General features: G+C 69.7%; 26 protein-coding genes and 2 pseudogenes. 17 read left to right on the top strand and 11 right to left on the bottom strand.

Translation table 11 applies throughout. The features are described 5' to 3' along the window. Positions 1–161: 161 nt before the first annotated feature. Positions 162–482, bottom strand: a pseudogene (locus IEZ15_RS29840) (transposase); the annotation flags it as partial. Positions 483–585: 103 nt separating this feature from the next. Here IEZ15_RS29840 and IEZ15_RS29835 point away from each other — a divergent pair. Further along, positions 586–885, top strand: coding sequence for a hypothetical protein (locus tag IEZ15_RS29835; protein ID WP_189280160.1), 300 nt, complete (start codon positions 586–588; stop codon positions 883–885). A 193-nt stretch (positions 886–1,078) separates the two neighbouring features. Then, on the top strand, positions 1,079–1,279 hold the full coding sequence (locus IEZ15_RS29830; RefSeq protein WP_189280159.1) for a hypothetical protein: 201 nt from the start codon (positions 1,079–1,081) through the stop codon (positions 1,277–1,279). 48 nt (positions 1,280–1,327) lie between these two features. On the opposite strand, the gene IEZ15_RS29825 is transcribed toward IEZ15_RS29830, so the two are convergent. Further along, positions 1,328–1,558: a hypothetical protein gene (locus IEZ15_RS29825; RefSeq protein ID WP_189280158.1), complete on the bottom strand. Its 231-nt coding sequence runs from the start codon at positions 1,556–1,558 to the stop codon at positions 1,328–1,330. Positions 1,559–1,827: 269 nt separating this feature from the next. Between IEZ15_RS29825 and IEZ15_RS29820 the strand changes: the two genes are divergently transcribed. The 3 genes from IEZ15_RS29820 (at position 1,828) to IEZ15_RS29810 (ending at position 4,532) form a co-directional block, all read left to right on the top strand. Next, a complete protein-coding gene (locus IEZ15_RS29820; protein ID WP_114248858.1) occupies positions 1,828–2,256 on the top strand; it encodes an SRPBCC family protein in 429 nt (142 codons plus the stop codon). Between the two features lie 354 nt (positions 2,257–2,610). After that, positions 2,611–3,555 (top strand): non-homologous end joining protein Ku, encoded by a 945-nt coding sequence (ku, locus tag IEZ15_RS29815; RefSeq protein ID WP_189280157.1) that lies wholly within the window; start codon positions 2,611–2,613, stop codon positions 3,553–3,555. A 20-nt stretch (positions 3,556–3,575) separates the two neighbouring features. Continuing rightward, positions 3,576–4,532, top strand: coding sequence for an ATP-dependent DNA ligase (locus IEZ15_RS29810; protein ID WP_189280156.1), 957 nt, complete (start codon positions 3,576–3,578; stop codon positions 4,530–4,532). 49 nt (positions 4,533–4,581) lie between these two features. Here the strand turns inward: IEZ15_RS29810 and IEZ15_RS47255 are convergent, their stop codons facing one another. Next, positions 4,582–4,857, bottom strand: coding sequence for a hypothetical protein (locus tag IEZ15_RS47255; RefSeq protein WP_373302641.1), 276 nt, complete (start codon positions 4,855–4,857; stop codon positions 4,582–4,584). A 31-nt stretch (positions 4,858–4,888) separates the two neighbouring features. Here IEZ15_RS47255 and IEZ15_RS29800 point away from each other — a divergent pair, with 31 nt between their 5' ends. The 3 genes and pseudogenes from IEZ15_RS29800 (at position 4,889) to IEZ15_RS29790 (ending at position 8,647) form a co-directional block, all read left to right on the top strand. Continuing rightward, on the top strand, positions 4,889–5,686 hold the full coding sequence (locus IEZ15_RS29800) for an ABC transporter ATP-binding protein (RefSeq protein ID WP_189280155.1): 798 nt from the start codon (positions 4,889–4,891) through the stop codon (positions 5,684–5,686). Positions 5,687–5,848: 162 nt separating this feature from the next. Next, positions 5,849–6,993: pseudogene (locus IEZ15_RS47250) on the top strand (agmatine deiminase family protein). A 1,369-nt stretch (positions 6,994–8,362) separates the two neighbouring features. Further along, positions 8,363–8,647 carry a type II toxin-antitoxin system Phd/YefM family antitoxin gene (locus tag IEZ15_RS29790; RefSeq protein WP_093893440.1) on the top strand — a complete coding sequence of 95 codons (285 nt, stop codon included), beginning with the start codon at positions 8,363–8,365 and terminating at the stop codon, positions 8,645–8,647. A gap of 82 nt (positions 8,648–8,729) precedes the next feature. On the opposite strand, the gene IEZ15_RS29785 is transcribed toward IEZ15_RS29790, so the two are convergent. Continuing rightward, on the bottom strand, positions 8,730–9,719 hold the full coding sequence (locus IEZ15_RS29785) for an ABC transporter permease (RefSeq protein ID WP_189280154.1): 990 nt from the start codon (positions 9,717–9,719) through the stop codon (positions 8,730–8,732). A gap of 106 nt (positions 9,720–9,825) precedes the next feature. Between IEZ15_RS29785 and IEZ15_RS29780 the strand changes: the two genes are divergently transcribed. The 8 genes from IEZ15_RS29780 (at position 9,826) to IEZ15_RS29745 (ending at position 16,811) form a co-directional block, all read left to right on the top strand. After that, a complete protein-coding gene (locus tag IEZ15_RS29780; protein WP_114243270.1) occupies positions 9,826–10,446 on the top strand; it encodes a TetR/AcrR family transcriptional regulator in 621 nt (206 codons plus the stop codon). A gap of 138 nt (positions 10,447–10,584) precedes the next feature. Then, positions 10,585–10,887: an urease subunit gamma gene (locus tag IEZ15_RS29775; RefSeq protein WP_189280153.1), complete on the top strand. Its 303-nt coding sequence runs from the start codon at positions 10,585–10,587 to the stop codon at positions 10,885–10,887. A gap of 15 nt (positions 10,888–10,902) precedes the next feature. Beyond that, entirely contained in the window at positions 10,903–11,214 is a 312-nt protein-coding gene (locus IEZ15_RS29770; protein ID WP_114243268.1) for an urease subunit beta, read from the top strand. Then, complete coding sequence (locus IEZ15_RS29765; protein ID WP_189280152.1) at positions 11,207–12,928, top strand: urease subunit alpha; 1,722 nt, start codon at positions 11,207–11,209, stop codon at positions 12,926–12,928. Before IEZ15_RS29770 ends, IEZ15_RS29765 begins: the two co-directional genes overlap by 8 nt. Positions 12,929–12,941: 13 nt before the next feature. Further along, positions 12,942–13,604, top strand: a complete 663-nt coding sequence (locus IEZ15_RS29760; RefSeq protein WP_189280151.1) for an urease accessory protein UreF — start codon at positions 12,942–12,944, stop codon at positions 13,602–13,604. 27 nt (positions 13,605–13,631) lie between these two features. Then, complete coding sequence (ureG, locus tag IEZ15_RS29755; RefSeq protein ID WP_114243265.1) at positions 13,632–14,309, top strand: urease accessory protein UreG; 678 nt, start codon at positions 13,632–13,634, stop codon at positions 14,307–14,309. Next, entirely contained in the window at positions 14,306–15,079 is a 774-nt protein-coding gene (locus IEZ15_RS29750; protein WP_189280150.1) for an urease accessory protein UreD, read from the top strand. Before ureG ends, IEZ15_RS29750 begins: the two co-directional genes overlap by 4 nt. A 157-nt stretch (positions 15,080–15,236) precedes the next feature. After that, positions 15,237–16,811, top strand: coding sequence for an alpha/beta hydrolase (locus tag IEZ15_RS29745; RefSeq protein ID WP_189280149.1), 1,575 nt, complete (start codon positions 15,237–15,239; stop codon positions 16,809–16,811). Positions 16,812–16,886: 75 nt separating this feature from the next. On the opposite strand, the gene IEZ15_RS29740 is transcribed toward IEZ15_RS29745, so the two are convergent. The 7 genes from IEZ15_RS29740 to gcvPA all read right to left on the bottom strand — a co-directional run bounded on the left by IEZ15_RS29740 (position 16,887) and on the right by gcvPA (position 24,880). Then, a complete protein-coding gene (locus tag IEZ15_RS29740; RefSeq protein ID WP_189280148.1) occupies positions 16,887–17,936 on the bottom strand; it encodes an NAD-dependent epimerase/dehydratase family protein in 1,050 nt (349 codons plus the stop codon). Positions 17,937–18,000: 64 nt separating this feature from the next. Next, entirely contained in the window at positions 18,001–18,720 is a 720-nt protein-coding gene (locus IEZ15_RS29735; protein WP_189280147.1) for a lysophospholipid acyltransferase family protein, read from the bottom strand. 411 nt (positions 18,721–19,131) lie between these two features. Beyond that, a complete protein-coding gene (locus IEZ15_RS29730; RefSeq protein WP_189280146.1) occupies positions 19,132–19,773 on the bottom strand; it encodes a GntR family transcriptional regulator in 642 nt (213 codons plus the stop codon). A 49-nt stretch (positions 19,774–19,822) separates the two neighbouring features. Beyond that, positions 19,823–20,569 carry an SDR family NAD(P)-dependent oxidoreductase gene (locus tag IEZ15_RS29725; RefSeq protein ID WP_189280145.1) on the bottom strand — a complete coding sequence of 249 codons (747 nt, stop codon included), beginning with the start codon at positions 20,567–20,569 and terminating at the stop codon, positions 19,823–19,825. A gap of 38 nt (positions 20,570–20,607) precedes the next feature. Then, positions 20,608–21,903: an ATP-NAD kinase family protein gene (locus tag IEZ15_RS29720; protein ID WP_114243258.1), complete on the bottom strand. Its 1,296-nt coding sequence runs from the start codon at positions 21,901–21,903 to the stop codon at positions 20,608–20,610. Continuing rightward, entirely contained in the window at positions 21,900–23,492 is a 1,593-nt protein-coding gene (gcvPB, locus tag IEZ15_RS29715; RefSeq protein WP_114243257.1) for an aminomethyl-transferring glycine dehydrogenase subunit GcvPB, read from the bottom strand. The genes IEZ15_RS29720 and gcvPB overlap by 4 nt, the downstream gene beginning before the upstream one ends. Beyond that, a complete protein-coding gene (gene gcvPA, locus IEZ15_RS29710) occupies positions 23,489–24,880 on the bottom strand; it encodes an aminomethyl-transferring glycine dehydrogenase subunit GcvPA (protein ID WP_189280144.1) in 1,392 nt (463 codons plus the stop codon). Before gcvPA ends, gcvPB begins: the two co-directional genes overlap by 4 nt. A 145-nt stretch (positions 24,881–25,025) precedes the next feature. Between gcvPA and IEZ15_RS29705 the strand changes: the two genes are divergently transcribed. Continuing rightward, on the top strand, positions 25,026–26,363 hold the full coding sequence (locus IEZ15_RS29705; RefSeq protein ID WP_189280143.1) for an ABC transporter substrate-binding protein: 1,338 nt from the start codon (positions 25,026–25,028) through the stop codon (positions 26,361–26,363). Positions 26,364–26,366 lie beyond the last annotated feature (3 nt).

Below are 26,366 nucleotides of genomic sequence, written 5' to 3'. Positions count from 1 at the left end.
CCGAGTGGATCGACGGATCCAGCGCAAGACAGTCCGACGACGTCCGTCTGCCCATGAGTCAGACCCCTCGGAGAAGCCACTGACATCCTCACTGTCTGCCCAGCTTTTCCACAGGGTTCGGTTCCGGTTGGGCCCTGGCGGGGCGGGGCGGGCAGAGGCGGTCAGGCCGGTTCGGGTGGGCGGTGGACGGTGCCGAACAACTGTGTCCACGCGTCTCGCCAGGGCCAGTTGTGCGGTAGGTGCAGTGTGATACGCCGTGCGGAGCGGGCGATCCGGGCCGGGACCTGGATCAGGTGGGCGCGGAGGGTGGCGGTGGTGGCCTTGGCGTGGAAGGCGGAGGTCAGTGCGCCGACTGCCCGCAGCAGGTTGCAGGCCATCGCCCACAGGGTGAGCCAGGCGGCGTTGGCGTTGAACTTCCCCGACGGCAGGTGGGCCAGGGCGGAGGCTTTGCTGTCCGCGATGACCTGCTCGACGACGGCGTGTCGCCACCAACGGCCTGCCCGACCCCGAGCAGTGCACCCCGTGGGAAGAGCTGCGCGAGGCCCACCTCACCCGCCTCGCCGCCCAGCGCCCGGCCGTCGCCTGATGGCCCCACCGCACGGCCCGCGCCGCGCCCGGATCGCGTTCTCCGACTCCGCCGCGAAGCAGCTGGAGAACCTGACCAGCGAGGCCGAGATCCACGCCCTGGACCGCGCCCTGGTCGTCATCTCCGTCGACCCCGACGTCGGCGAGCCGATCCCCGGCGGCACCGTCGGCCCCCAACTGCGCCAGTACGCCGACGAACTCGAGCGCGTACGGCTCCTGTACTGGGTCACCGCGCTGCGCACCACGGTTATCTCGGGTCTATGTGGCCTCGTTGCAGTTCGGGGCTTCGCTGCTGTGTGAGGGACGTTAGCGACGGTCCCGCTTCAAATAGGGTGACGGTGTGCCTCAAAGTCCTGATCAGCCGCCTCTGCCGTCGCGTCATCAAATTGGCAGCCTTCGTGACTTCCTCCATGGAAGGACGTACTCGGCTGCCTCAGTCACCATCCGGCTCGACGGTGCACCGTCTCATGCTGCGGGCTCGCCTCTGGACGACGTGGGCAAGGTCTCGAATGCCCTGTATGCGGTTGTCGACGGTCTTGCCAGACGGGTGCTGGACGCGGTTTTTTCCGGGCAGTCGAACGCTGAAGCGCGTGACGCATGGGTCGCGCTCTTGCTGATCGCCCAGAACTGGCGGGACTCACCTGATCTGCCGACAGACCTGAAGACCGTGGTTGATGAGGCCCTTCCACTCTGATAGGCGCTGGTAACGGGTGGGTCGCCACCCAGCCAAACTCTCGTCAGGTCACGGCTCCTGGTGTCCAACCGCGCGGAGTCTGGCAGCGGCTTCAGCGGGTGTGTCGTAGTAGCCGGGTCGAGCCAGGAGGACCGAGCTGAAGTAGTAGCCCTGTTCTTCGTCGGGTTCGTCGTCCGCTTCGAAGGGGCGCCAGAAGCTGAGAAGAAGGTCTGGTGCGATGAAGGAGGCCGGGTCGTCCTCGGCCTCGGTGATCGTGGCGAGCCCTCGCAGCAGGGTCACCACCTCGGCAGCGGGCAGACCGAAGACGTCGATGCCGCGGAACCGGATGGTGTCCTGGCCGCTGGCGGTCTGCCGCTGTCACCGGATTCGAAGAATGTTCTCAGCCTCCGGTGTCCCGTCTTGCTGCGCAAGGCCCTCCACGCTCACGGAGCGTGACCGGATTGTGGAACGTGAGCCAGAACTGGGCTGGGTGGCCGGGAGGCGGGTAGCAGAGCAGGCTGGAGGTACTGATGGCCCGGGCGGCCGGGCCGGGAAGCGAGGCTCTCGCGATGAGCAGGCTCGAAGAACAGGTCAACGTCGCTGTCCCGGCGCAGGAAGTCTGGGCGCAGCTGCACCGCATCGATGAGTACCCAATGTTCATGGAGGGCGTGAAGAGCGCAGCTGCGCACGGCAGCAGCCGAGCCCATCTCGACGTCCGGATCGGGGACGACGAGCAGGCTTTCGAGACTCGCATTGCCGATCGTGGCAAGGGTCAGGTGATGGACTGGACGGTGGACAGCCCGGAGCTGAAGGCCGCCTTCGCCGTGAACCCGCTGGACGACAAGCACACCCAGTTGCAAGTCCGGCTGGAGTACGACCCAGACACCGTGCGGGCGACCTTCGGCGGCCCGAAGGGATTCGCCCAGGTCCATGCGATCGAGGACACAGTCCGGACCGACCTGGAGAAGTTCAAGGACCTGCTGGAGAGCCGGCATTAATCCCGACGTGCTGGTCGTGCTCGGGTAAGGACTGGCGACACGGGCCGACACCACCGGCTTCGTTGTCCTGCACCACTCACTGGGCGGAAATCCTGGATCGGGACTTCCCGCCCGAGCTCCCCGACCCCGACCGCACCACCGCATAGCCACGCTGCGGCACAGGGCCATGGCGGCAGCTGGCCGGCCGTTGGAGCTGGTCGGTGCATCCGGCTGATCCAGATGCGCGCGGCCTGGGCTGGCGTGAGGATCGGGTTACGGGCGGTGGCCCGGCTGCGCTCCAAGGGTCTGGCATCCCTTCTCCGGCGCTCCGGTCCGCTTCCCGGCCCACACTGCCAGGGGGGCTTGGAGGTGCGCATGCCGCGGCCCTTGTGGACCGGAGCTATCAGCTTTGGCCTGGTCACGATCCCGATCAAGATCATTAGTGCTACCGAGGACCGTTCGATCCGCTTCCACCAGGTGCACCTGGAGGACATGGGCAGGGTCCGCACCCGGAAGGTGTGCGAGCTCGATGACGAGGTCGTGCCGCAGGACGAGATCGGCAAGGGCTACGAGCTCACCAAGGACCAGGTCGTCCCGGTCACTGACGAAGAGCTCGACGAGATGCCCCTGCCGACGGCGAAGGCGATCGAGATCGTCGCATTCGTCGACGCCGACAGCATCGACCCGATCCGGATCAGCGACAGCTACTTCCTCGCGATTGACGGACAGGTCGCAGCCAAGCCCTACACCCTGCTCCGTAAGGCGCTGGAGCGCTCCGACAAGGTCGCGGTCGCGAAATTCGCCTGGCACGGCCGCGAGCGCCTCGGGCTGCTGCGGGTGCGTGAGAACGCGATCGTCTTGCACAGCATGCGGTGGCCGGATGAGATCCGCAGTCCCGAATCCCTCATGCCCAAGGCTGCCGATCTGGATGACGACGAGATCGAGCGGGCCGTCCAGCTCACCGACACCCTGGCCATGGACGACATCAGCAGCTTCCGGGACCAGTACCGCGACGCCCTGGAAGAGCTGATCGAGGCGAAGTCGGAGGGCAAGGAGCTCCCGGAGCCGGCCGAGGGCGAGGAGAGGGGGCCCGGGAAGGTCGTGGACCTGATGGCCGCCCTGAACGCCTCGGTCAAAGCGGCCAAGGAAGCGCGCGGCGAGCCCGGCGGGGGCGCGACCGTGCACGAGATTCGGCCCAGCAGGAAGACAACTGCGAAGAAGGAGATTGCTCTGGCCAAGAAGACCGCGGCGAAGAAAACGGCGGCCTCGAAGAAGATCACGGCCAGGAAACCGGCTACGAAGAAACGCAGCACGTCCTGACCGGACAAGGGCGCGCCATCATGGTCACGTTGCCGCGGATCGCGCCCATGCTCGCCACCCCCGGCAGCCTGCCGCCCGAGGCCGTCGAAGACCGGTGGGCGTTCGAGGTGAAGCACGACGGCCAGCGCGCCATCGTCTACCTGCCGGGCGACGGGACAGTGACCCTGCGGGCCCGGTCCGGCACGGACATTACTCCCGCCTACCCGGAACTCGCGGGCCTTGGCTCCGCGCTCGACAGGCCTGCGGTCCTGGACGGCGAGATCGTCGCACTCGACAGCGAGGGGCGCAGTGACTTCGAGCGGCTGCAGTCCCGGATGGGGCTGGCCGGATCCCCGGCGAAGGCCGCCCGCATGGCCCAGATCGTGCCGGCCCACCTGGTTTTGTTCGACGTCGTGTTCCTTGGGCGCAGCAGCCTGACCAAGATGCCGTACACAGAGCGCCGGACCCTCCTGGAGGGTCTGGGCCTGGCCGGAGCCCACTGGTCGACGCCCGCAGCGGTCGTCGGGCATGGAGCGCAGGCTGTGGAGATGACCCGAGCCGCGGGGCTGGAGGGCGTGCTCGCGAAGCGTCTCACCTCCGTGTACGAGCCGGGCGTCCGCTCCCGTGCGTGGATCAAGATCCGGCACGTCCTCACGGCCGATGTGATCGTCGGCGGGTGGGTGCCCGGCCGTGGCCGGCTCGCCGGCCTGCCCGGCGCGCTGCTGGTGGGGCAGCGGCACAAGGGCGCCCTGCGGTATGTAGGGAGTGTCGGGACAGGCTGGAGTGACACGGAGCGCACCACCCTCGCAGGCCTGCTCCAGGCTGCCGCGATCGACGCATGCCCATTCGACGAGGTACCCGGGGTGGCCGGCGCACGGTGGGTGCTGCCCCGTCTGGTCGGCGAAGTCCGCTACGCGACCCGGACCAGGGCGGGCCGACTGCGCCATCCCTTCTGGCACCGCCTGCGCCCCGACCTCGCCCCGGACGACATCACCTGACCGATCGGCCTACTCCCGTAGCAGCCCTAACCTGACCAAGCCCTACTGGCTAGCCGGCTAGCCCGTCGATCAGCAGTCTGCCGGGGGACGGGGAGTCGCATTCCTCGGCGACCAGGGGAGCCGTCCTGCGGGGGATGTCGTACTTCGCCAGGAGAGTGTGGCCCACCTGGGCGTCGTTGGTGCGTATCTGCTTGTTGCCCCACCCGTTGAAATTGAAGTCGACACCGACGATGTCGCCGTCCTGCTGGCCACGGAGATCTGCGACCAGCGGACTCCCGAGCCGCTGCGGGCACCCGGCCTGCCGGACCATCGAGCCGCCTGCCACCACACCGACCGTCTCGAAGGGAGCCCCGTCGATGCCTGAGCACGCCCTGGAGGCCGTCGGCCTTCACCGCGCCTACGGAGACGTCCGCGCCGTCGACGACGTGTCCTTCGCCCTCCCCGAGGGCGGCTCCCTGGGCATCGTCGGCGAATCCGGGTCCGGCAAGACCACCACCGCCCGGATCGTCGTCGGTCTGGAACAGGCCGATGCCGGCCACGTCCTCGTACGGGGCCGGGCCCGCGGCGGGCGAAGGCGCGGCCGGGCCCAGCGCCTGGCGCGGGCACGCGAAGTCCAGATGGAATTCCAGGATCCGTACCTTTCCCTCGATCCCCGAACCAGTGTCGAGGGGGTCCTGCGCGAAACCCTGCGCCTGCACTTCCCCGGTACCGACCACGACCGGCGCATCAGCGAGCTCCTCGACCAGGTCGGCCTGGGAACCCGCGCCGCCGACGCGCTGCCCCGGCAGCTCTCCGGCGGGCAGCGCCAGCGCGTCGCCATCGCCCGGGCCCTCGCCGTGCAACCGGCCGTCCTCGTCCTCGACGAGGCGGTCGCCGCGCTCGACGTCTCCGTACAGGCACAGATCCTCAACCTGCTCGCCGACATCCGTGAGGAGACTCGGATCGGCTATCTGTTCATCACCCACGACCTCGGCGTGGTCCGCTGCGTCACCGACGATGTCATCGTCATGCGCCAGGGCCGCATCGTGGAGGCGGGACCCACGGCCGAGGTGCTCGCCGCACCGCAACACCCCTACACACGGCTTCTGCTGGAATCCGCGCCGCACCCCGGCTGGGACCCCGAGGCGATCGCCGCCGCCCGCCGGGCACTCTGAAGGCCCCCGGGGCGTCCCCGGGCGCCCCGCGGTGAGCGTGCGCATCCAGCTGCCTGCCGGCCGGGTGCGTGCCCCTGGCCGAGACACGCCGCCGGCTCGGTCGGCTGCGTGATGTTTGCCAACCATTTGACTGCGAGAGCCAGTTGACACTGGAGGTCAACCATGAACGATCACATCGCCGGCCGCCACGCATGCCGGGGCCTGAACCGGCGAGGGTTCCTCGCGGCGGCCGGGCTGACCGTTGCCGGCGCCGCCATCGCAACCACCGCCCAGGGCCGGGCCGGGGCCGTCGGGGCCGCCGACGCCTTCAGGATCCCGGCCGAGGACGTCCGCCACACCCGTACGTGGATGGCCTGGCCGGACCGCACCGCGATCTGGGGCAGCGGCCTGGGCGGCGTCCAGGCCGACATCGCCCTGATCGCCCGCACGATCGCGAAGTACGAACCGGTCGTCATGTGCGCCAACTCCGCCGGCGCGGCCAAGGCCCGCTCGATGTGCGGCTCCGCGGTCACCATCCTCAGCTCCGTTCCCGTCGACGACTGCTGGATGCGTGACACCGGGCCTGTCTTCCGTACGGACGGCTCCGGCGGCCTCGACGCCGTGGGGCTCGGCTTCAACGGCTGGGGCAACAAGCAGACCCACGCCAAGGACGCCCTCGTCGCCGAGCGGATCGCCTCCTATGTGGGCGTGCCATTCACCTACGCCGGCCTCGTCGGCGAGGGCGGCGCCATCGAGCAGGACGGCAACGGCACCCTGATGGCCACCCGCAGCAGTCTCGTGAACCGCAACCGCAACCCCGGGATGTCGGAGAGCGAGCTGGGGCGGCGATGTGCGACGCGTACGGCGCCTCGAAGGTCATCTGGTTCGACGGTGTCCGCGGCCAGGACATCACCGACGACCACGTCGACGCCACGTCCCGCTTCCTGGCCCCCGGCAAGGCGCTCGTCCAGATGCCCCTCGCGTCGGACAACGACGCGTACGCGAATGACGCGCGCCGGCAGTACCAGGTCCTGTCCACGTCCACGACGGCCACCGGCAGTGCGATGACGGTGACGACGCTCCAGGGCCCCGACTACAACAAAATCCGATCCACAAACCAGAACTTCCTCGCCTCGTACGCCAACTACTACCTCTGCAACGGCGCTGTCATCTCCGCTAACTTCGGCGACACGACGGCGGACGGGGCCGCGAAGGCGACTATGGCCCGCCTCTACCCGGACCGCGTCATCGAACAGCTCAACATCGACCGCCTCGGCACCGGAGGCGGCGGCATCCACTGCGTCACCCAGCAGCAGCCCATCGCCTGACAACAGCCAGTGGCTGGCCGGCGCCGGCGACGGCCGGACCACCTCTGTTCGAGACAACAGCGCAAACGCGTGCGGTGAATGGACAGAACCGGCAACGGCGGAAGCGGGCTGAGAGCAAGTGCCCCGGGAACGCTCGACTCCGTGCTCATGGCGGTCGCCGGATGCAGACCGGCGTACACCGTCGTCGCACTGATTGCCGCACTTGTCACAGCGGTCGGCTTCGCCACCCCAGCCTGCTTTACGCGCGATCCCGACGGTGGGCATCGCCTCGCCTTCCGGCGCCTGGGGCGACTTGACGTCAACTCCGGTGCCTCCTACTCCTGGGTGGCCAGGAGCCTGCACCCCTTCCTCGGATTGCTCAGCGGGTGGGTGGTGGTCGCCGTCGCTTCTCGACGAAGAACTGGCCGAGAACGATGTTCTGGCCAGCCCACTCGAATCGCACGAAGGAGCGCGAGCTTCTGCCTGCCTGCGCCGCGGCGACACAGCACCGGTTTACGATCCGACGTTCGGCGACAGGGCCCTCGCCGAGGCCCGACAGGACATGTTCCTGGGCCGCTGGGAAGGGGCCCGCGATCTGCTGGCACGAGTGCCCGGCGGCTGGGGCAGGCGTGCTCACCGCATCCGTTTGCTCGCGGACCAGGCGGCGGGCAGACGGACCGTGGACCTGTGGCAGGCGTCCGAACCGGGCAACCCGGACGCCGCCGTGCTCTGTGCGGAAACCGAGGACCGGCCATCGCGCCGCCAGGAGACGTCATCGCCGCCGGGCCGGGTCGCGGGCGGCCTGCCGGCGCCTCAGTCGAGACCGGCGCCTGATGCTCGCGAGGGCCTCTTGCGACTGCCGGTGACGCCGGCCCGAGCCTCCTCGCCTTCGCTCAGACCGCGGATCGGTCGGACAACATCAGAAAGCTTCAGGAATCCAGAAGTTCCGTCACCGGACGGAAGAGCATCCGACGGAGGAAGAACCCCCTGGCCACAGGGGCAAGCTCTCAGCGGAGCTCGGAGGAACCTGCGGGATGTCGCACACGCGGCGACGGCGGAGGATGCAGGCCGCGCTGCTTGTGGGTCCAGCCCCGAGGCTGTGCGCGCGGTATGTCCGTCTCGGTGAGCCGCCCGCCGACGCCTTCGGGCCGGCCGGGGGACCTCACGGCCAGGACGTCTGGCTGCACCAGCCCGATCGCGTCATGTGAGGCGTCGATCCCCGCTGAGACCCGCCAGGATTCAGTGCGACCAGAAAACTCTTCGTCTCACCTCGTCTCACACATCTCTCACAAACGAGAGCGCACGGAAGCACGCGAGAGCCTCTGACCTGGATAATCGCTGTCGCTACGGACCACGGCGGACCAGGTGGACATTACATAGGCTAGGGAGCATGGCCTACGAGATTCCGGTGACGCAAGCCCGAGCTGAGCTCGCCGAACTGATCAACCGCGTTGTCTACGGCGGCGAGCGAGTGGTCGTGACGCGGCACGGCAAGCCGCTCGTGGCGCTCGTTTCGGCCGCTGACCTGGAGCGACTCGAAAACGACGAGGCGGCTGCCGAGGAGCAGGTGATCAGCTCGGTCTCCTCGATCGGCTCCTCCGTGTCCGCTCCCGGCGAACGGCGACGCTTCGGCATCGCGGCGGAACACAGGGGGCACCGCGAGCCGGGCAGCTGAGCGCCCCACTGACGTCCCGAGACGCGGAAATGCCGTGCGCCCCGCCCGTTGCGGCGGGGGCGCACGGCATGCTCGAACGGGGTCAGCCCGCCAGGGCCGGCTCCGGGGTGCCGGGAGCGGGTGCGGCCGGGCGCCGGGCCCGGCGTCGGCCGCCGATGAGTACCGCCGTCAGCCCGAGCGCCGCCCACAGCGTGAGCGTGAGCAGCGCACTGCCCGCATCGCTGCCGTCGAAGAAGGCGACCGACCGCAGCAGTGAGCCGCCCGCACCCGGCGGCATCAGCTGTCCGATCGTCCCGATGGGCCGGGGCAACAGCTCGGGAGCGCTGGTCACGCCGGAGAACGGGTTTCCGAGCAGCACCATCAGCAGGGCGCCGAGGCCGACGCCGGGTGGACCGATCAGTGCGGCGAGCCCCGCCACCGTCCCGCCGATGGCCAGGACGGTGAGGCCCAGCGTTCCGGCTTCGGCCCACCAGTCGCCGGTGATCACGCCGAGCCAGTTGTCGGTCAGCGCCGCCGCGCCGATCCCGACCAGCGTGGCCACGCCGATGAGTGCCAGTGCGGCCCGGCCCCCGCGCAGCCGCAGCATCGTGACCGCGGAGCCCGAGAGTACTCCGGCGATCGCCAGTGGCAGGAAGCTCGCACCGAGCGCGCTGCCGCGCGGATCCCCGGCGGGCGCCGCCACCACATCCTCGACCTGCACCTGAGCGCCCTCGGGGGCCTGGGCCGTGACTGCTTCGTGCAGCAGTTGGGCCACCACCGGGCTTGCCGCGGAGGCTGTCAGCAGCTGCGGGCCCTGCGGGGTGGCCACGACTGCGCCGTATATGGACCGGTCTTCTATCGCGCGGCGGGCATCGGCCGCGGAGGCGTAACGATGGACCTCGAAGGCGCCCTCGCGCTGCTCGAACCGCTGCTGGAGCCGATCGGCGGCCGGTGCGGAACCGGCTACCCCGACGGGCAGATCGTGTGGTGCGATCCGGGCCGCGGGCCAGGCGAAGGCCCAGAGCGCGAGGATCACCACCACGGGGATCAGCAGGATGACCGCCACCATGCGGCGGTTCGGGGCAGCGGACACGAGAGGCCTCGATTCAAAGAGAAAGATCGTTCGTTTTAGATGGTGACCACACTGTCCGTCGGTGTCGGGGCTTGTCAAGAAGGAACGTTCGTTTTAGGTTTGCCATATGGCCCGTGTATCTCAGGAACACCTCGACGCCCGCCGCCGGCAGATCATCGACGGCGCGGCACGCTGCTTCGCGCGCGACGGCTTCCACGGCACGTCGATGCAGGGGGTGCTGAAGGAGGTCGGCCTGTCGGCCGGTGCGGTCTACCGCTACTTCAGCGGGAAGGAAGACCTGATCGCGGCCATCGCCGATGAGGCGTTCACCAGTATTCGTCTGGCCTTCCAGGAGGCTGCGGACGCCACCCCGCCGCCGACCCCCGATGTACTGCTCGGCCGGGTGCTGCGTGGGCTGTTCTCGGGGGAGGTGTGCGGTCTGGACGGGCGGCAGTTCGCCGCTCTGATCGTGCAGGTGTGGTCCGAGACCCTGCGCAATGAGCGCCTGGCCGCCACATTCGACGACGGGTTCAGCACCATGCGTGTCGTCTGGGCGGACGTGGTCGAGGGCTACCGCAAGGCCGGGGTCATGCGGGCGGACGTACCCGCCGACCATGTGGCGCGGGCGATGATGGCGGCCGCGCAGGGGTTCTTCGCGCAGATGGCGCTCTTCGGTGACGCCGAACCCGAAGTGCTGGAAAACGGCCTGCGCGGCCTGATGTCCATGGATCTGCAAAAGATCGGTTAACGCGCCGGAAAAACTTCGGCCCTAACGTGCAATACCTCGCCGCGAGAGACCGGTTCGATGTTCAACAGTCTGTTGAGGGCGGCTAGTGTCTCGCTGCGCCCAGGGCCGGTACTGGGCACAGGACTGTGAGGTGGAAGCATGCAACTGACCCCGCATGAGCAGGAACGCCTGCTCATCCATGTTGCTGCCGACGTGGCTCAGAAGCGGAGGGCGCGCGGACTGCGGCTCAACCACCCCGAGGCGGTCGCGCTGATCACCACCCATCTGCTGGAGGGTGCCCGCGACGGTCGTACGGTCTCCGAACTGATGGCATCGGGCCGCAAGGTGCTCTCCCGCGAAGACGTCATGGACGGGGTCCCCGAGATGATCCATGACGTCCAGGTCGAGGCCACCTTCCCGGACGGCACCAAGCTCGTGACCGTGCACGAGCCGATCGTCTGACGGGAGGTGTCACCGATGATTCCCGGAGAGATCCTGTACGGAGACGGGCCCGTACCGTTCAACGAGGGCCGGTCCGTCACCCGCCTCACCGTTCTCAACGCCGCCGACCGGCCCGTCCAGGTCGGTTCGCACTATCACTTCGCCGAGGCCAACCCGGGCCTGGACTTCGACCGTGCGGCCGCCCGCGGACTGAGGCTGAACATCGCCGCCGGGACCGCCGTGCGCTTCGAGCCCGGCGTGCCCGTCGACATCGAGCTCGTCCCCCTCGCCGGACGGCGCATCGTCCCCGGCCTGCGCGGCGAAACGGGAGGTGCCCTCGATGGCTGAACTCGACCGCGCCGTCTACGCCGACCTGTTCGGCCCCACGACCGGCGACCGCATCCGGCTCGCCGACACCGATCTGCTCGTCGAGATCGAGGAGGACCGCTCGGGCGGCCCCGGACTCGCGGGGGACGAGGCAGTTTTCGGCGGTGGCAAAGTGATCCGCGAGTCGATGGGCCAGGCGTGCACCTCCCGCGCCGAAGGCGCCCCGGACACCGTCATCACCGGCGCCGTGATCATCGACCACTGGGGCATCGTCAAGGCGGACATCGGCATCCGCGACGGCCGGATCACCGGGATCGGCAAAGCCGGCAACCCGGACACCATGGACGGCGTCCACCCCGATCTGGTCATCGGCCCCGAGACCGAAATCGTCGCGGGCAACGGCAAGTTCCTCACCGCGGGCGCCATCGACGCCCATGTCCACTTCATCTCGCCGACCATCGTCGACCAGGCGCTCTCCGCCGGTGTCACCACGCTCGTCGGAGGCGGCACCGGACCGGCCGAGGGCACGAAGGCGACCACGGTCACTCCGGGCGCCTGGCACCTCGCCCGGATGTTCGAGGCTCTGGAGGCCTACCCCGTCAACATCGGGCTGCTGGGCAAGGGCAACACGATGTCGGGCGACGCCATGCGCGCCCAACTGCGCAGCGGTGCCCTCGGATTCAAGATCCACGAGGACTGGGGTGCCACTCCCGCCGTCATCGACGCCTGTCTGAACGTGTGCGAGGAGAGCGGCGCGCAGCTCGCCATCCACACGGACACCCTCAACGAGGCCGGCTTCGTCGCCGATACGCTCGCGGCCATCGCCGGGCGCTCCATCCACGCCTACCACACCGAAGGCGCCGGTGGCGGGCACGCCCCGGACATCATCACCGTGGTCTCGGAGCCGTACGTCCTGCCCAGTTCCACCAATCCGACCCGGCCGCACACCGTCAACACCATCGAGGAACACCTCGACATGCTGATGGTCTGTCACCACCTCAACCCCGCCGTGCCGGAGGACCTGGCCTTCGCCGAGTCCCGGATCCGTCCCTCCACCATCGCGGCCGAGGACATCCTCCACGACCTCGGGGCGATCTCGATCATCTCCTCCGACGCCCAGGCGATGGGCCGCGTCGGCGAGGTCGTCCTGCGCACCTGGCAGACCGCCCATGTGATGAAGAAACGCCGCGGCGTCCTTCCCGGCGACGGTCGGGCCGACAATCACCGGGTTCGTCGTTATGTCGCCAAATACACCATCAACCCCGCCGTCGCTCAGGGCCTCGACCGGGAGATCGGTTCGGTCGAGACCGGCAAGCTCGCCGATCTGGTGCTGTGGGACCCGGCGTTCTTCGGCGTCAAGCCGCAGACCGTCATCAAGGGCGGGCAGATCGCGTACGCGCAGATGGGCGACGCCAACGCGTCCATCCCCACCCCGCAGCCGGTGATGCCGCGGCCGATGTTCGGCGCATTCGGTCGGGCGCCCGCCGCCAACTCGTTCAACTTCGTGGCGAACGCGGCCATGGAGGACGGGCTGCCCGAACGCCTCGGTCTCGGCAAGCGGTTCGTTCCGATCACCAGCACGCGCGGCGTCACCAAGGCCGACATGCGGGAGAACGACGCACTGCCGCAGGTCCACGTCGACCCCGACAGCTTCGCCGTGACCATCGACGGCGAACCGGTCGAACCGGCACCTGCGGCCGAACTGCCCATGGCTCAGCGCTACTTCCTCTTCTGATGCGGACCATGTGATGAGTCGCGCAGCTCTGCTCGTCCTCGCCGACGGCCGGTTCCCCGCCGGTGGCCACGCCCACTCCGGCGGCGCCGAACCGGCTGTGAAGGAAGGACGTATCCGTAACGCCGAGGACCTCGCCGAGTTCTGCCGGGGCCGTCTCCACACCACCGGACTCACGGCCGCCGCACTCGCCGCGGCGGCCGCCCACGGCCATGACCCGCTCGCGCTCGACGAGGCCGCCGATGCCCGCACCCCGTCACCCGCGCTGCGGACCGTCGCGCGCAAACTCGGCCGGCAGCTGATGCGGGCGGCCCGCGCCACCTGGCCCAGCCCCGAACTCGCCGCGCTCGCCCGGGCCCGGCCGCGCGGTGCCCACCAGCCCGTCGTGCTCGGCCTCACCGCACGCGCGGCGGGACTCGGGCCCGAGGACGCTGCGCACTGCGTCGCCTACGAGACCGTCAGCGGACCGGCCACCGCTGTCGTCCGGCTGCTCTCCCTCGACCCCTTCGAGGCCACCGCCGTCCTCGCCCGCCTCGCACCCGAACTCGACCGGATCGCCGAACAGGCCACCGCTGCGGCGCACGGAACCATCGATGCGCTGCCCGCAGCCTGCGCCCCTCTCCTCGACATCACCGCCGAGGCGCACGCGGCCTGGCCTGTCCGCCTGTTCGCCTCGTAAACCTGCAAGAACCAGGAGCCGAACACCATGCACCTCGACCACGCCCAGCACGGGCCCGCCGCCGTGAGCGCCGATGCGGCCCGCCCCGACGGCACCCGCCGCGCTCTGCGCATCGGACTCGGCGGACCGGTCGGCTCCGGCAAGACCGCGACCGTCGCTGCCCTCTGCCGGACCCTGCGCGACCAGCTCTCCATCGCTGTGGTCACCAACGACATCTACACCCGCGAGGACGCCGCCTTCCTGCTGCGCCATGCCGTCCTGCCACCCGAGCGCATCCAGGCCGTGGAGACCGGCGCCTGCCCGCACACCGCGATCCGGGACGACATCTCCGCCAACCTCGAAGCCGTCGAGGACCTGGAGGACACCGTCGGGCCGCTCGATCTGATCCTGGTCGAATCCGGCGGCGACAACCTCACCGCCACCTTCTCCAAGGGGCTGGTCGACGCCCAGATCTTCGTCATCGACGTGGCGGGCGGCGACGACATCCCGCGCAAGGGCGGCCCCGGCGTCACCACTTCCGACCTGCTCGTCATCAACAAGACCGACCTCGCCCCGTACGTCGGCTCCGATCTCGACCGAATGGCTCAGGACGCCGCACAGCAGCGTGGGCCGCTCCCCGTGGCCTTCACCTCACTCACCTCGGAGGAAGGTGTGGGGCCGGTCGCGGACTGGGTGCGGGGGCAGCTCGCCGCCTGGACCGCATGAGCGTCCAGGCCACCGCCCGGATCAACGCGGTCCTCGACAGCCGGGGCGTCACCTCGCTCCCCGTGCTGGAGAGCGACGGGCCGCTCGCCCTGCGCCGGACCCGGGCCGCGAACGGCCCGAACGCCCGTGTCACCGTCGTCGGAGCCATGAGCGCGCCGCTCGGCGGCGACCGGCTCGCCATCGAGGCACGAGTCGAGGAAGACGCCCGGCTCACCGTCGACTCGGCCGCGGCCACCGTCGCCCTGCCCGGACCGGGAGCGGCCGCCGAACCCGCCACGTACGAAATCAGGTTGGACGTGGGGGAGCGGGCCGGGCTCTGCTGGCTGCCGGAGCAACTCGTCTCGGCGCACGGCAGCGTCCTGCACATGACCACACGGATCGAACTCGCGCCCACGGCACGGCTGGTGCTGCGCGAGGAGCAGATTCTCGGACGCCACGGCGAGAGCACCGGCACCCTCACCAGCCGTCTCAGGGTGCACCGCGCCGGCCGTCCGCTGATCGACCAGCAGGTGGCGTACGGGCCGGGAGCACCCGGCGGCTGGGACGGCGCCGCCGTCCTGGGAGGCCACCGGGCCGTCGGGCAACTCCTCGTCGTGGACCCGTCGTTCGACGAAAAATGCCCCGAGGCCCGCCTGCTGGGGCCGACCGCCGTCCTCACGCCACTCGTCGGTCCGGCTGTGCTGGTGACAGCGGTCGCCCCCGATGCACGTCTGCTGCGCAGGGTCCTGAGCGACGCACTGAGCGACGTACTCGACACCCCGGCGGGGTGAATACCGCTCAGCGGGACACGGGTGTCCGGTTATCGATTCGGTAAAGAAGTTGGTGTGTGACCTGTTCTCAGGAACCTCACAGACGACAGGATCCGCGAGAGGTCCTGAATGAACTGCGCCGCCACCGGCGGCGCTTCAGAGATGGGGGAGGTTCCACTTGAGACGCACAGCAGTGCTCGGCTCGGCCGGCGCTCTGATCGCGGGCACGCTCATAGCGGGCGCGGTGACCGCACCGGCGGCCACTGCCGAAGGCCGTCACCACCACGGTTCCGAGGCGCGCGGCGTTCAGGTCGCCGCGGCACGGGCGGCCAAGTCCGGTGTCGACTGGAAGGACTGTCCGGCCGACTGGGGCATGCCCGAGCAGATTGAGTGCGGCTGGGTGACCGTGCCGCTCGACTACACCAGGCCGGACGGCAAGCAGATCAAGCTCGCCGTCGACCGGCACGTCAGCACCGGCACGCCGGAGGAGCGTCAGGGCGCCCTGCTCTACAACCCGGGCGGCCCCGGCGGTTCGGGCATGGCGTTCCCGAAGCGCGCCATCAGCAGCCGGATCTGGGCGAACGCGGCGAAGGCCTACGACTTCGTCGGCTTCGACCCTCGGGGCGTCGGCCACTCCGCGCCGATCTCCTGCATCGACCCCCAGGAGTTCGTCAAAGCCCCGAAGGCCGACCCCGTACCCGACTCCGAGGCCGACAAGCGTGCGCAGCGCAAGCTCGCGGCCGAGTACGCGGACGGCTGCGCCGAACGCAGCGGCGACATGCTGCCGCACATGACCACACCGAACACGGCACGCGACCTGGATGTCATCCGCGCCGCCCTCGGTGAGAAGCAGCTCAACTTCCTGGGTGTCTCCTACGGCACCTATCTGGGTGCGGTCTACGCCACGCTCTTCCCGACCCACGTCCGCCGCATGGTCGTCGACAGTGTGGTCAACCCGGCGAAGGACAACATCTGGTACCAGGCCAACCTCAACCAGGACATCGCCTTCCAGGGGCGCTGGGACGACTGGAAGGCATGGGTCGCCGAGAACGACTCCACCTATCACATCGGCGACACCCCCGAGAAGGTCGAGCAGGCGTGGCTGAAGCTGCGCGCTGCCGCGAAGAAGAACCCGATCGGTGGCGTCGTCGGCCCCGCCGAGCTCATCGGCTTCTTCCAGAGGGCGCCGTACTACGACAGCGCCTGGGCGCCCGTAGCCCAGACCTGGAGCGACTACCTGGGCGGTAACACCCAGGCACTGGTCGATGCCGCGGGACCGAACATGTCGGACATCGCGGGGAACATCTCCTCGGAGAACGGCAATGCCGTGTACACGGCGGTCGAGTGCGCGGATGCCAAGTGGCCCACCAGTTGGCAGAAGTGGGACCGCGACAACACCCGGCTGCACAAGGACTACCCGTTCATGACCTGGGCCAACGCCTGGATGAACCTGCCCTGTGCGACCTGGTCCGCCAAGCAGCAGACCCCGCTGGACGTGAAGACGGGCAAGGGCCTGCCGCCGGTGCTGATCGTGCAGTCCACGCGTGACGCCGCCACCCCGTACGAGGGTGCCGTCGAACTGCACAAGCGCTTCAAGGGCTCGCGCCTCATCACCGAGCGGGACGCCGGTTCGCACGGTGTCACCGGCCTGGTCAACCCCTGCATCAACGAGCGGGTGGACACCTACCTGCTCACCGGCAGGACCGAACGCAGCGACGTGACGTGCGCCCCGCACGCCACACCCAAGCCGTAACGGTCACACCGCACGGGCACGGGCGGCCGGTGGCCTCGAACCACCGGCTGCCCGTTCTCGCGTACGGGCTCCGCCTCACGCCTTCCGGTCGTACGTCTCCAGCCAGACGTCCTCCGCCGCGTAGTCGAAGAGCTTCTTCCCGTATGCCCGCAGCATGAGAGGAAAGGCCTCCGTCCAGTCCCTGCCCTCCAGTTGCGCGCCGATCCACTCGACCGTTTCCGGAAGCGACTCCACATAGCCCGTCACCGGCCGGTACCCGAGCTCCCGCTCGGCGGCCGTCATGTCGTACACGATCGGATGGGCGGCGCTCCAGGGCGTCGAGCCGACGCCGTCGTCCCCGGGCGCGCCCGGCATCAGCAGGGTCTCGGTCCTCCGGCCGAGCACCGCGTCGACGGCCTCGCCGATCTCCGCGACCGTCGGCGCCTGCGGATCCCCGGCATTGAGCACCCGCGAACCGGGCCGCCCGGCTGCCAGCCGGATCAGCTCGGCCAGGTTGGATACATGGACCGGGTGGAAACGGGACGTTCCGCCGTACGAGAGCACCCGCCGCCCCCGGCCGTCCAGAAGCCGCTTCACGAAGTACAGCTCTCGCGGCGAGCGGCAGTACGCCCCGTGAATCGCCCCCGCACGCAACAGCGTCACAGGCAGCGCGTCCCCCGCCGCGAGCAGACCCTGTTCCAGCTGTATCTTCCGCGTCCCGTACGTGGCATCGCCGGCCGGCACGGTGCGCTGTGTCTCCGGGACCGGCACGGGGTACCGCGGAGCTCCGTCGGGCTCGCCCTGTGTGTCGAAGCTGCGACCCTGATCGTCCTCGTACACCGCACCGCTGGAGACGACCACCGCCGAACCGATCAGGTCCGCGAGGCCGGTCAGCTGCCGGGCGTGATCCGCGCCGTACGCGACCATGTCGACCAGTACGTCACAACCGTCACCCAGCGCCGCCTCCAGCGCGCCGTCCTCGTCCCGGTCGAGAGCCGTCGTGCGCACCGCGCCGTCCCACCGCGCGTCCCGGCCGCCGCCGCGCGATGCGGCCGTCACCTCCCAGCCGTCCTCGACAAGGGCCTGCACGGCCACCCGCCCGATCTGACCCGTCGCTCCCAGAACCCATGCGTTTCCCTTGCTCATGAGAGGCACGCTAGGACGAGGCCGTCGCCCGGACCAGCGGAGTTCACCCAGCGCGGATTCGCCGTCAGCGTCGCAGCTTCGGGAACTTCTTCGACCGCCCGACCTGCTCGGCCTGCGCGGCCTTCACCTTGGCCGCGTACTCGTCGACGTACTCCTGCCCGGAGAGGCCGAGAATCGCGTACATGATTTCGTCGGTGACCGCCCGGATCGCCGCCTTCTGGTTCTCCAGACCTGCGTAGCGGGAGAAGTCCAGTGGCTCACCGAAGCGGATCGTGACCCGCTTGACGTGCGGGAGGACCTGTCCCGGCGGCTGGATCTCGAACGTACCGACCATCGCGCACGGCACCACCGGCACCTGCGCCGTGATCGCCATCACGGCCACGCCGACCTTGCCCTTGTACAGCCGGCCGTCGTGCGAACGGGTGCCCTCCGGGTAGATCCCCAGCAGCTCACCCCTGCTCAGCACCCCGAGCCCTTCGCGGATCGCCGCCTGCCCCGCGTCCTTGCCGGACCGGTCCACCGGAATCTGCCCGATGCTGTGGAAGAAGGCGGCGGTCAGCCGCCCCTTCACCCCCGGTCCGGTGAAGTATTCCGCCTTGGCGAGAAACGTGATGCGCCGTTTGAGGATCGCGGGCATCAGGAAGTGGTCGGAGAACGACAGATGGTTACCGGCGACGATGGCCGCGCCGTCCTCCGGGATGTGTTCCAGGCCCTCGATCCTGGGGCGGAAGAACAGCCGGAGAAGCGGCCCGAGGACGACGTATTTGAGCACGTAATAGAACACGGGGCGGCTCCTAGCTCTGCCGGGTCGGCTCCAGGGCTGCATTCTGCCAGGTCAGCGGTGGTCTGAGGGGAGGACAGCCTACGTGCAGGTGTCGTTCCGTGTAACCATTCTTTCCGATGACTCACCACTTGGAGTGCGTGGCGATTCCTGAACCAGCCGAGAAGGGGTTCTGAGCTGCGGCTCTGCCTCAAGGGCCGTTCTCCGCACGGAATTTGGGGCGGGTGGCCTCGCGGCGGCGGAGGTCGTGGCATCGACCGGCTGAAGGACAGACCCTGGGGCGCGCGTCAGGTCGACGGATGGGTTCCGTTTCGCGGTGAGGGGACCCCGGAGGAGCCGTGCGGGTCGAGCCTCGGCGTCTCGACCCGCACCACTGCGTCTGCGCTGTCCCCGTCAGGGCCCCGCCGCACGCGGTCAGTCCTTCAGATGCTCCAGGATCCGGTGCATCCCGCTGTTCCAGTTCTCCTTGAGCGCCGCGACGGCCGCGTCGAGGTCGCCGCGCTGCAGGCACTCGGCGATCCGCTCGTGCTCCACCGCCGAACGCTCCAGGATGTCCTGGTCGCCCAGGGCCACCCGCTCGTAGCGGTGCATCGTCACCTTCAGAGAGGTGATCAGCTTCATCAGGCGGTTGTTCGTGCAGCCGGACAGGAGCAGGTCGTGCCACGCGTCGTCGTAACGCTCTATGACGTCGTGCGGCGCCTGCGGGGCCGAGAAAGCACGCGCCTTCTCAAGGAGGCGGGGGGCTGTCGCCGCCAGGTGCTCGGGATCGCTGGACTCCAGGGCGAGCGCCTCCAGCGTCGCGACGATCGCGGACAGGTCACGGAACTCCTGCGCGCTGAGCGGTGTGAAGCGGAAGCCCTTGCCGCGCTCGCTGGTGATGACGCCCTCGCGCTCCAGCGTGATCAGTGCCTCGCGCAGCGGAGTGCGGCTGACACCGAGTTCGGTGGCCAGTTGCCCCTCGTTGATCGGCTCGCTCGTCGCGATCGTGCCGCGCCCGAGGCGCTTGATCAGTTCCTCCTTGACCTGTTCGCGCAGCGGGCGATTTTCGATTGGCATGTGAGGCTGCCCTCCCCTTCGGTCCGGTCGATTATCCGCTACCGGTGGGTCACGCGGTACCGGCGCCGTCGACCGGGATGATCGCCCCGCTCAGGAACGCCGAGGCGTCGGAGGCGAGGAACGCCACGGTCTGGGCGATGTCGCGGGGCTGCCCGATCCGGCCGAGCGGCCGGTCGGCGGCGTCGGCGTAGAACGCGTCGGAGCTCTCGCCGAGCTGGCGGGCCTCCTCGGCGAGCATCCCGGTCGCCGTGTCACCGGGGCAGACGCAGTTGACGCGGATGTTGTCGGGGCCGTGGTCGATGGCCATGGCGCGGGTCATGTTGACGACGGCGCCCTTCGACGCGCAGTACGAGACGGCCCGGCCGCCACCGCGGATGCCCCATCCGGAGCCGGTGTTGATGATGGAGCCGCCGCCCCGGGCCGCCATCCCCGGGATCACGAGGCGGCTCATCAGCATCACCGAGCGGATGTTCACGGCCATCACCAGGTCCCAGTCGTCCTCGGTGATCTCGCAGACCGTGGAGCGGCGGATGACGCCGGCGTTGTTGAAGAGGACGTCCACGCCGCCGAACTGCTCCTGCGCCGTGTGCACGACGGCCTCGCAGTCCTCGCGCCGTGACACGTCGCAGCGTACGAAGGTCCCTGCGGTGTCCTTCGCGGTGCGTTCGCCGCCGTCCGTGTCGATGTCGGCGATCACCACGCGGGCGCCGAGCTCCGCGAGGACCTGGGCGGTGGCGCGGCCGATTCCCGCTCCGCCGCCGGTCACGATGGCACGCTTGCCGTCAAGAGAGATCATCTTGGTCTCCTTCTGGGGGTGATGAGAGGCATAAGGGGTCATCCGACCAGGCGGTACAACGATGTGCGCCGCCTGCCGGTGATGACGGGCAGGTGGCCGGACAGCTCCGCGTTGAGCGCATCGTCGCCGGTGTCGAGGAGAAGAGGGCGGCTGCCGAGCGCGGCCAGCTTCTGTTCCGTGCACAGCACGAGCAGGCGCTCGCGACCGCCTGCCGCGCGCAGGACGCGCGGTGAGATCTGCTGGTTGCCGCGGCCGAGGAGGAAGCCCTGGCCGCCGATGGGGGAGAGAGCGATCCAGGCCGGGCCGACGGAGAGGAGGGTGTCCTCGCCCGCGTCGCGGGCCACGATTCGCGGCCGATGGCCGGGCCGCAGGCGGAGCACGTCGACCCCCGTGAGGGAGACGTCCGCGCCGAGCATCGCCGCGACCGCCCGGGTGGTGCTTCCGGGGCCGAGCACGAGCAGCCCGTCCCCGACGCGCTCGGCGACGTCGGTCGCGATGCCGTCGACCGCCTCGGGCGTGGTGGCGGTGCTGCCGGTCTTGCGCTGCTGTACGCGGGCCGGTACGTCCGGAACGCGCAGCCACCCGAAGAGCTGTGAGGCGACGCGGCCCTTGCTCAGGGCGTCCTCGTCCCGGTCCATCACCTCGGCGTCCCGCAGCCGAACGGTGCTCCTGCGGGCGAGCCACGCCGCCGCGACCTCACCCGCGGCGCGCGGGCTGATGGCGAAGACGGCCGAGTGCATCTTCACGCCGGTCGGTACGCCGAGGACCGGGCAGGGCACGTCGCGCAGGGCGCCGAGCACGTCCCGCGCGGTGCCGTCGCCGCCGGCGAAGAGCAGGAGGTCGACGCCCTCGGCGACGACGGCCCGCACCGCGGCGGCCGTGTCCGCGGCCGAGGTGTCCCGCCCGGTCCCGGCGGCGTACACGACCCGCCCCGCAAGCCCTGCGGCGGCGACGGAGTCAGCGCCCAGGGGACCGGCGGCGGTCACGACGAGGAGTCCGGAGCCCTGCGGGTGACCGACCGGAGCGATGGCCGCCGTTCCGGCGTGCGTATCGCTGAGCTCATCCGGCGCGGGACCCCCGGTGGCATCGGCCCGGCGGCCGGGCACGGGGGCGGGCGTGCGCTCCCGCCCGTCCCACGCAGGACGCCCGGCCACTGCCAACTGAACCGAACGCGCTGCCAGTTCGCCCAGGGCCGCAGCGGCACGCGCCCCCGCCAAGGGGCGTGCGCCCAGCGAGAGTGCCACACGGGGCCGGTCCGGGCCGTCGGTACCGCCCAGGCCCACCCGGCCGCCGAGGCCGGCGACCGGGTTGACCACCAGGCCGATCCTCGTCACCGGCCGGCCTCACCGAGCACCTTGCGGCGGTAGGCGCGCCAGGAGACCGCCCAGGTCGCCGGGGAGTCCAGGGCTTCCGGGCGGACCCGGTGGATGGTGGAGCGGTGCGGCGCCGTGCGTACGGTCTCCGGGTCCTCGTACGCCTCACGGGCGATCTCCGCGAGGATCGCCGCGTACTCGTCGAGGTCGGCGCGCGTGTAGGACTCGGTCGGCTCCAGCGTCATGGGTTCCGGCACGACGTACGGGTGGTGGCTGGTCCAGTAGTGCGTACCGAAGTCCGCGGCACGCAGGCCGATGTCCTCGGAGTGCAGGCCGGTGTCCTCGTGGAGCTTCTCCCAGCTGTAGCGGACCTGCTCGACGCGCGGGCGCCCCGCCGCGTAGGGGATGGAGACGCCCGGGATCTGCCGGACCTTGTGGAGCAGGTAGTTGTTGTTGAGGACGGCCGTCTCCGCGGCGGCCCGCAGGCCCTGTGCGCCGAGCGACATGATCCAGGCGTAGGCACGGACCAGGTTCGGCACGACGCCGTAGAACGGCCGCATCTTGCCGACCGACTCGGGCCGGTCGTCGTCCAGCCGGTACGCCGAACCGTCGAACTCGACGGTGGGGCGGGGAAGATACGGGGCGAGGTCCTCGGAGACCGCGCACGCACCCGCCGCCGGTCCGCCGCACGCGTGCGGCGTCGAGAACGTCTTGTGCAGATTGAAGTGGCACAGGTCGAAGCCCGCGTCCCGGGCGCGCGTGATGCCGAGGATGCCGTTCGCGTTGGCCTGGTCGTACGAGCACAGGCCGCCCGCCTCGTGCACGATCCGTACGAACTCCTCGATGCGCGGGTTGTAGATGCCCGTGTCCTCGGGGTTCGTGACGAGGAGCGCCGCCGTGCGCGGGCCGACCGCCGCCTTGAGGGCCTCGATGTCCGGGTAGCCGTCCGCGTCCGGGTGGAGCGTGATGACCTTGAAGCCCGCCGTCTTCGCGCAAGCCGCGTTCGACGGGTGGGAGAAGATCGTCGTGATGACCTCGTCGCGCTGCTCCAGCTCCCCGCGCGCGGCGAAGTAGGCGCGGATCATGGCGACGTTCGTATAGATCGCGGCGGACCCGGCGCCCGGCTGGAGCGAGACCCGGTCCATGCCGGAGATCTCCTTCAGGAGCTGCTCCAGGCTGTGGATGATCCCGAGGACGCCCTGGACCGTGTCCTCGTCCTGGAGGGGGTGCAGCGCCGCGATCCGCGGGTCACGGACGAACTGGTCGTTGACCTTGGGGCTGTACTTCATGGTGCAGGTGCCCTGGCCGACGTCGATGTTGAGATCGGCGCCCAGATTCTCCTGCGACAGGCGCAAGTAGTGGCGCAGGACCTGTTGTTGGGACATCTCCGGCAGTGCGGGGGGCTCGGCGCGGCGCAGGGCCGGGGGTATCTCGGCCTTCCCGATGGACGGGTCCGGGGCCGGTACGAGGACGCCTCGCTCGCCCGGCGAACCGAGCTCGAAGATCAGCTCCTCGTCCCAGGAGGCCTGCTGGAAACGGCGCAGGCGCGGCTTGTCGGCGATGCGCGCATCCTCGGGGGAGACGGACACGGGCGTGTGCGGGGCGGTCACTTGACGATCTCCTCCAGGGTTGCGGCGAGCCGGTCGATGTCGGCCTTGGTGTGGACTTCGGTGACGCAGTACGTGGCCTCGTGCCCGCCGGTCGGTACGCCGCCGAAGATGCCCCGCTCCTTCAGGTCGGCGCGGATCTCGGTGGCGGACCTGCCGCCTGTGTAGCGGACGGTGAAGTCGGCGAAGTGCAGGGCGTCGCCGTACGGGACCTCGATGCCGGGCACCTCGGCGAGGCGCCTGCGGGCGTACGCGGTGAGCGCGAGGATCGTGTCACCGATCTCCCGCATGCCCTGCGGTCCCATCAGCGCGAGATAGACCCCGGCACCGATGCCGTGCAGCGCGGCGGCCGTGCCGACCCACTCCTTGCCCTCCTCGCGCAGCGCGAACGAGGTCCGCTCGTAGGCGACGTCGCCGAAGCCGTACTCGCCCTCGACGGTCGTCGGCACGAGGCCGAACAGGCGTGACGGGTACTCGGCGACCAGCGTCTCCTCGTCGCGCGTGGCGATGAAGCCCGCGTTGCCGCCGCCGAAGCTCTGGTGGAGGCCGAGCGGCTGGATGTCGCCGCACGCGATGTCGGCACCGTACGCGGACGGCGGGGCGAGCACGCCGAGCGTGAGCGGATTGCAGCCAACGACGAACAACGCCCCTGCTTGGTGGGCGAGTTCGGCGAGACGGGGCAGCGCTTCGTCGACGATACCGAGCGCGGAGGGCGTGTCCGCGTACACCGCCGCCGTGTCGCCGGCGGCGAGCGCTTCACGCACCGCGTCGAGGTCGGCGCAGCCGGTGTCCGGGTCGACCGGGACCACCGTCACGTCGTGGTCGGGGCGTACGTAGTCACATATGCGGGAGAGCTTGTCGGCGTCGATCGCGGTGGCGACGAGCACGCGGCGGCGGCCCGTGATCCGCCCGGCCATGCGCAGGGCGGTTCCCGAGGCCTGGAAGCCGTCGTACACCGGGACGTTGACGATCTCGACGTCGAGCAGCTCGGCCATCATCGACTGGTACTCCCACAGCGCCTGGAAGCGGCCGTGGTCCTCGTAGGGCTCGCCCGCATACGCCGTGAGGAACTCGCTGCGGTTGACCACCTCGTCCACGACCGCCGGTACGTGGTGCTGGTAACAGCCGGAGCCGAGGAAGCTGAGCGTCTGTCGCGTCGAGGTGTTGCGGCTGAGCAACTCCTCCATGTGGCGGGTGAGTTCGGCTTCCGAACGCAGCGGGGCCGGCAGGTCGAGGGGGCGGCGCAGCCGGATGCCGCCCGGGATGTCGGCGTAGAAGTCCTCCACGCTCGCCGCGCCGATCTCCTCGAGCATCGCCTGTCGCACGGCCGGGACCGCGTTCGGGATGTAGGGGTGGACGTAGGGGGGTACGGAGTCCTGGGGTGACGTCATGCCGCGCCTTTCGCGTGAGCCGACTCAGTCGGGTCAGTCATGAACCACAGCAACAAAAGTCTTTGGGTGTACACCTCTTGACGGCGGGCTTCGTCATTCAGTGTTCTGAATACAGCATTAGGCATTCAGGCTCCAGGAGGCAAGAGTGTCAACAAGGCCCACCCGACGGGTTGTTCTGGCCACAGGTCTCGCGACCGCGGCATTGTCACTGGTCAGCGGATGTGCCATGGGCGGCGCGGGCGGCACGGCCGCCCGTGACATCGGCGGCGAGAAGAGTGACGAAGGGGGCAAGGCCGGCGGAAAGATCACCGTCTGGTCGTGGGACGTGGCCGCCCGGGCCATGAAGCGACTCGCCCGCACCTTCGAGAAGCGCCACCCCGGCACCACCGTCGACGTCGTCGACATCGGCTACGACAACGCCTACGACAAGATCACCGTGGGCCTGCGCGGCGGCTCGGGCCTCGCCGACGTCCTCACGGTCGAGGGCAGCTACATGCCGCGCTACATCGGAAATTTCCCGAGCGGCTTCTACGACCTGACGAGCCTCGGCGGCCGCTACGGAGGCGACTTCGACCGCGCCGCGTGGCGCACCGTCACCGGGAAGGACGGCGCGGTCTTCGCCCTGCCCTGGGACATCGGTCCCTGTGCGCTCTACTACCGCACGGACCACTTCCGCGCCGCCGGAGTCGACCCCAAGTTGCTGCTGACCTGGGACGACTACATAGCGGCGGGCGTCCGCATCAAGGAGGCCACCGGCCGCAAGCTGCTCATCATGGACTCCACGGACGCCGGAATCCTGCCGATGCTGCTCCAGCAGCAGGGCCAGTCCTACTTCAAGGGCGGCCGGGTCGCGGTCGACACCCCGGAGGCCGTCAAGGCCCTGACGCTGATGAAGACCCTGCACGACAAGGGTCTCGTCGACTACGAGAAGGGCTGGGACGGGCTCGTCACCGGCACCAAGGAGGGCAAGGCCACCACCACGCCCACCGCCGCCTGGTGGACGGGCACGCTCAACGACGAGATGCCCGAGCTGAAGGGAAGGTTCGGGGTGGTGCCGCTGCCCGGATTCACCGCCGACGGCATCCGCACCTCGAACATCGGCGGCTCCACGCTCTGCGTCCCAGGGCAGAGCGAGAACCCCCGTCTGGCCTGGGCGTTCATTCAGTTCCTGCTCACCGGCAAGACGAACCAGGTCTCCATGCTCAAGCGCGAGGGCCTGTTCCCCGCCTATCTGCCCGCGCTCGACGACCCGTATCTGAGCGCGAAGCAGGAGTACTTCGGCGGGCAGGCGGTCCTCGACGTGTTCGCCCGGCTCGCCCGCAACATCCCGCCGGTCGAGAACAACAAGGACGACGCGAAGGCCACCGACATCATGATCTCCGCCGTCAACGGCGTGATGCTGCGGGGCAAGGACCCACGCGCCGCCCTCGAATCGGCCGCGCGGCAGCTCGCCACGGCCACTGGCCGCGAGAGGGTGAAGTAGCCC

The organism is Streptomyces atratus (genome assembly GCF_014648655.1).
Lineage (GTDB): Bacteria > Actinomycetota > Actinomycetes > Streptomycetales > Streptomycetaceae > Streptomyces > Streptomyces atratus.
Note: the sequence above shows the minus strand (reverse complement) of the source record. Positions and strands in the feature narration are given on the sequence as shown.

Bases quoted from the DNA above. Each gene is read 5' to 3' on its own strand.
- IEZ15_RS29835 (WP_189280160.1), top strand. From the start codon at position 586: ATGGCCCCACCGCACGGCCCGCGCCGCGCCCGGATCGCGTTCTCCGAC.
- IEZ15_RS29820 (WP_114248858.1), top strand. From the start codon at position 1,828: ATGAGCAGGCTCGAAGAACAGGTCAACGTCGCTGTCCCGGCGCAGGAA.
- ku (WP_189280157.1), top strand. From the start codon at position 2,611: ATGCCGCGGCCCTTGTGGACCGGAGCTATCAGCTTTGGCCTGGTCACG.
- IEZ15_RS29810 (WP_189280156.1), top strand. From the start codon at position 3,576: ATGGTCACGTTGCCGCGGATCGCGCCCATGCTCGCCACCCCCGGCAGC.
- IEZ15_RS29800 (WP_189280155.1), top strand. From the start codon at position 4,889: ATGCCTGAGCACGCCCTGGAGGCCGTCGGCCTTCACCGCGCCTACGGA.
- IEZ15_RS29790 (WP_093893440.1), top strand. From the start codon at position 8,363: ATGGCCTACGAGATTCCGGTGACGCAAGCCCGAGCTGAGCTCGCCGAA.
- IEZ15_RS29780 (WP_114243270.1), top strand. From the start codon at position 9,826: ATGGCCCGTGTATCTCAGGAACACCTCGACGCCCGCCGCCGGCAGATC.
- IEZ15_RS29775 (WP_189280153.1), top strand. From the start codon at position 10,585: ATGCAACTGACCCCGCATGAGCAGGAACGCCTGCTCATCCATGTTGCT.
- IEZ15_RS29770 (WP_114243268.1), top strand. From the start codon at position 10,903: ATGATTCCCGGAGAGATCCTGTACGGAGACGGGCCCGTACCGTTCAAC.
- IEZ15_RS29765 (WP_189280152.1), top strand. From the start codon at position 11,207: ATGGCTGAACTCGACCGCGCCGTCTACGCCGACCTGTTCGGCCCCACG.
- IEZ15_RS29760 (WP_189280151.1), top strand. From the start codon at position 12,942: ATGAGTCGCGCAGCTCTGCTCGTCCTCGCCGACGGCCGGTTCCCCGCC.
- ureG (WP_114243265.1), top strand. From the start codon at position 13,632: ATGCACCTCGACCACGCCCAGCACGGGCCCGCCGCCGTGAGCGCCGAT.
- IEZ15_RS29750 (WP_189280150.1), top strand. From the start codon at position 14,306: ATGAGCGTCCAGGCCACCGCCCGGATCAACGCGGTCCTCGACAGCCGG.
- IEZ15_RS29740 (WP_189280148.1), bottom strand. From the start codon at position 17,936: ATGAGCAAGGGAAACGCATGGGTTCTGGGAGCGACGGGTCAGATCGGG.
- IEZ15_RS29730 (WP_189280146.1), bottom strand. From the start codon at position 19,773: ATGCCAATCGAAAATCGCCCGCTGCGCGAACAGGTCAAGGAGGAACTG.
- IEZ15_RS29725 (WP_189280145.1), bottom strand. From the start codon at position 20,569: ATGATCTCTCTTGACGGCAAGCGTGCCATCGTGACCGGCGGCGGAGCG.
- gcvPA (WP_189280144.1), bottom strand. From the start codon at position 24,880: ATGACGTCACCCCAGGACTCCGTACCCCCCTACGTCCACCCCTACATC.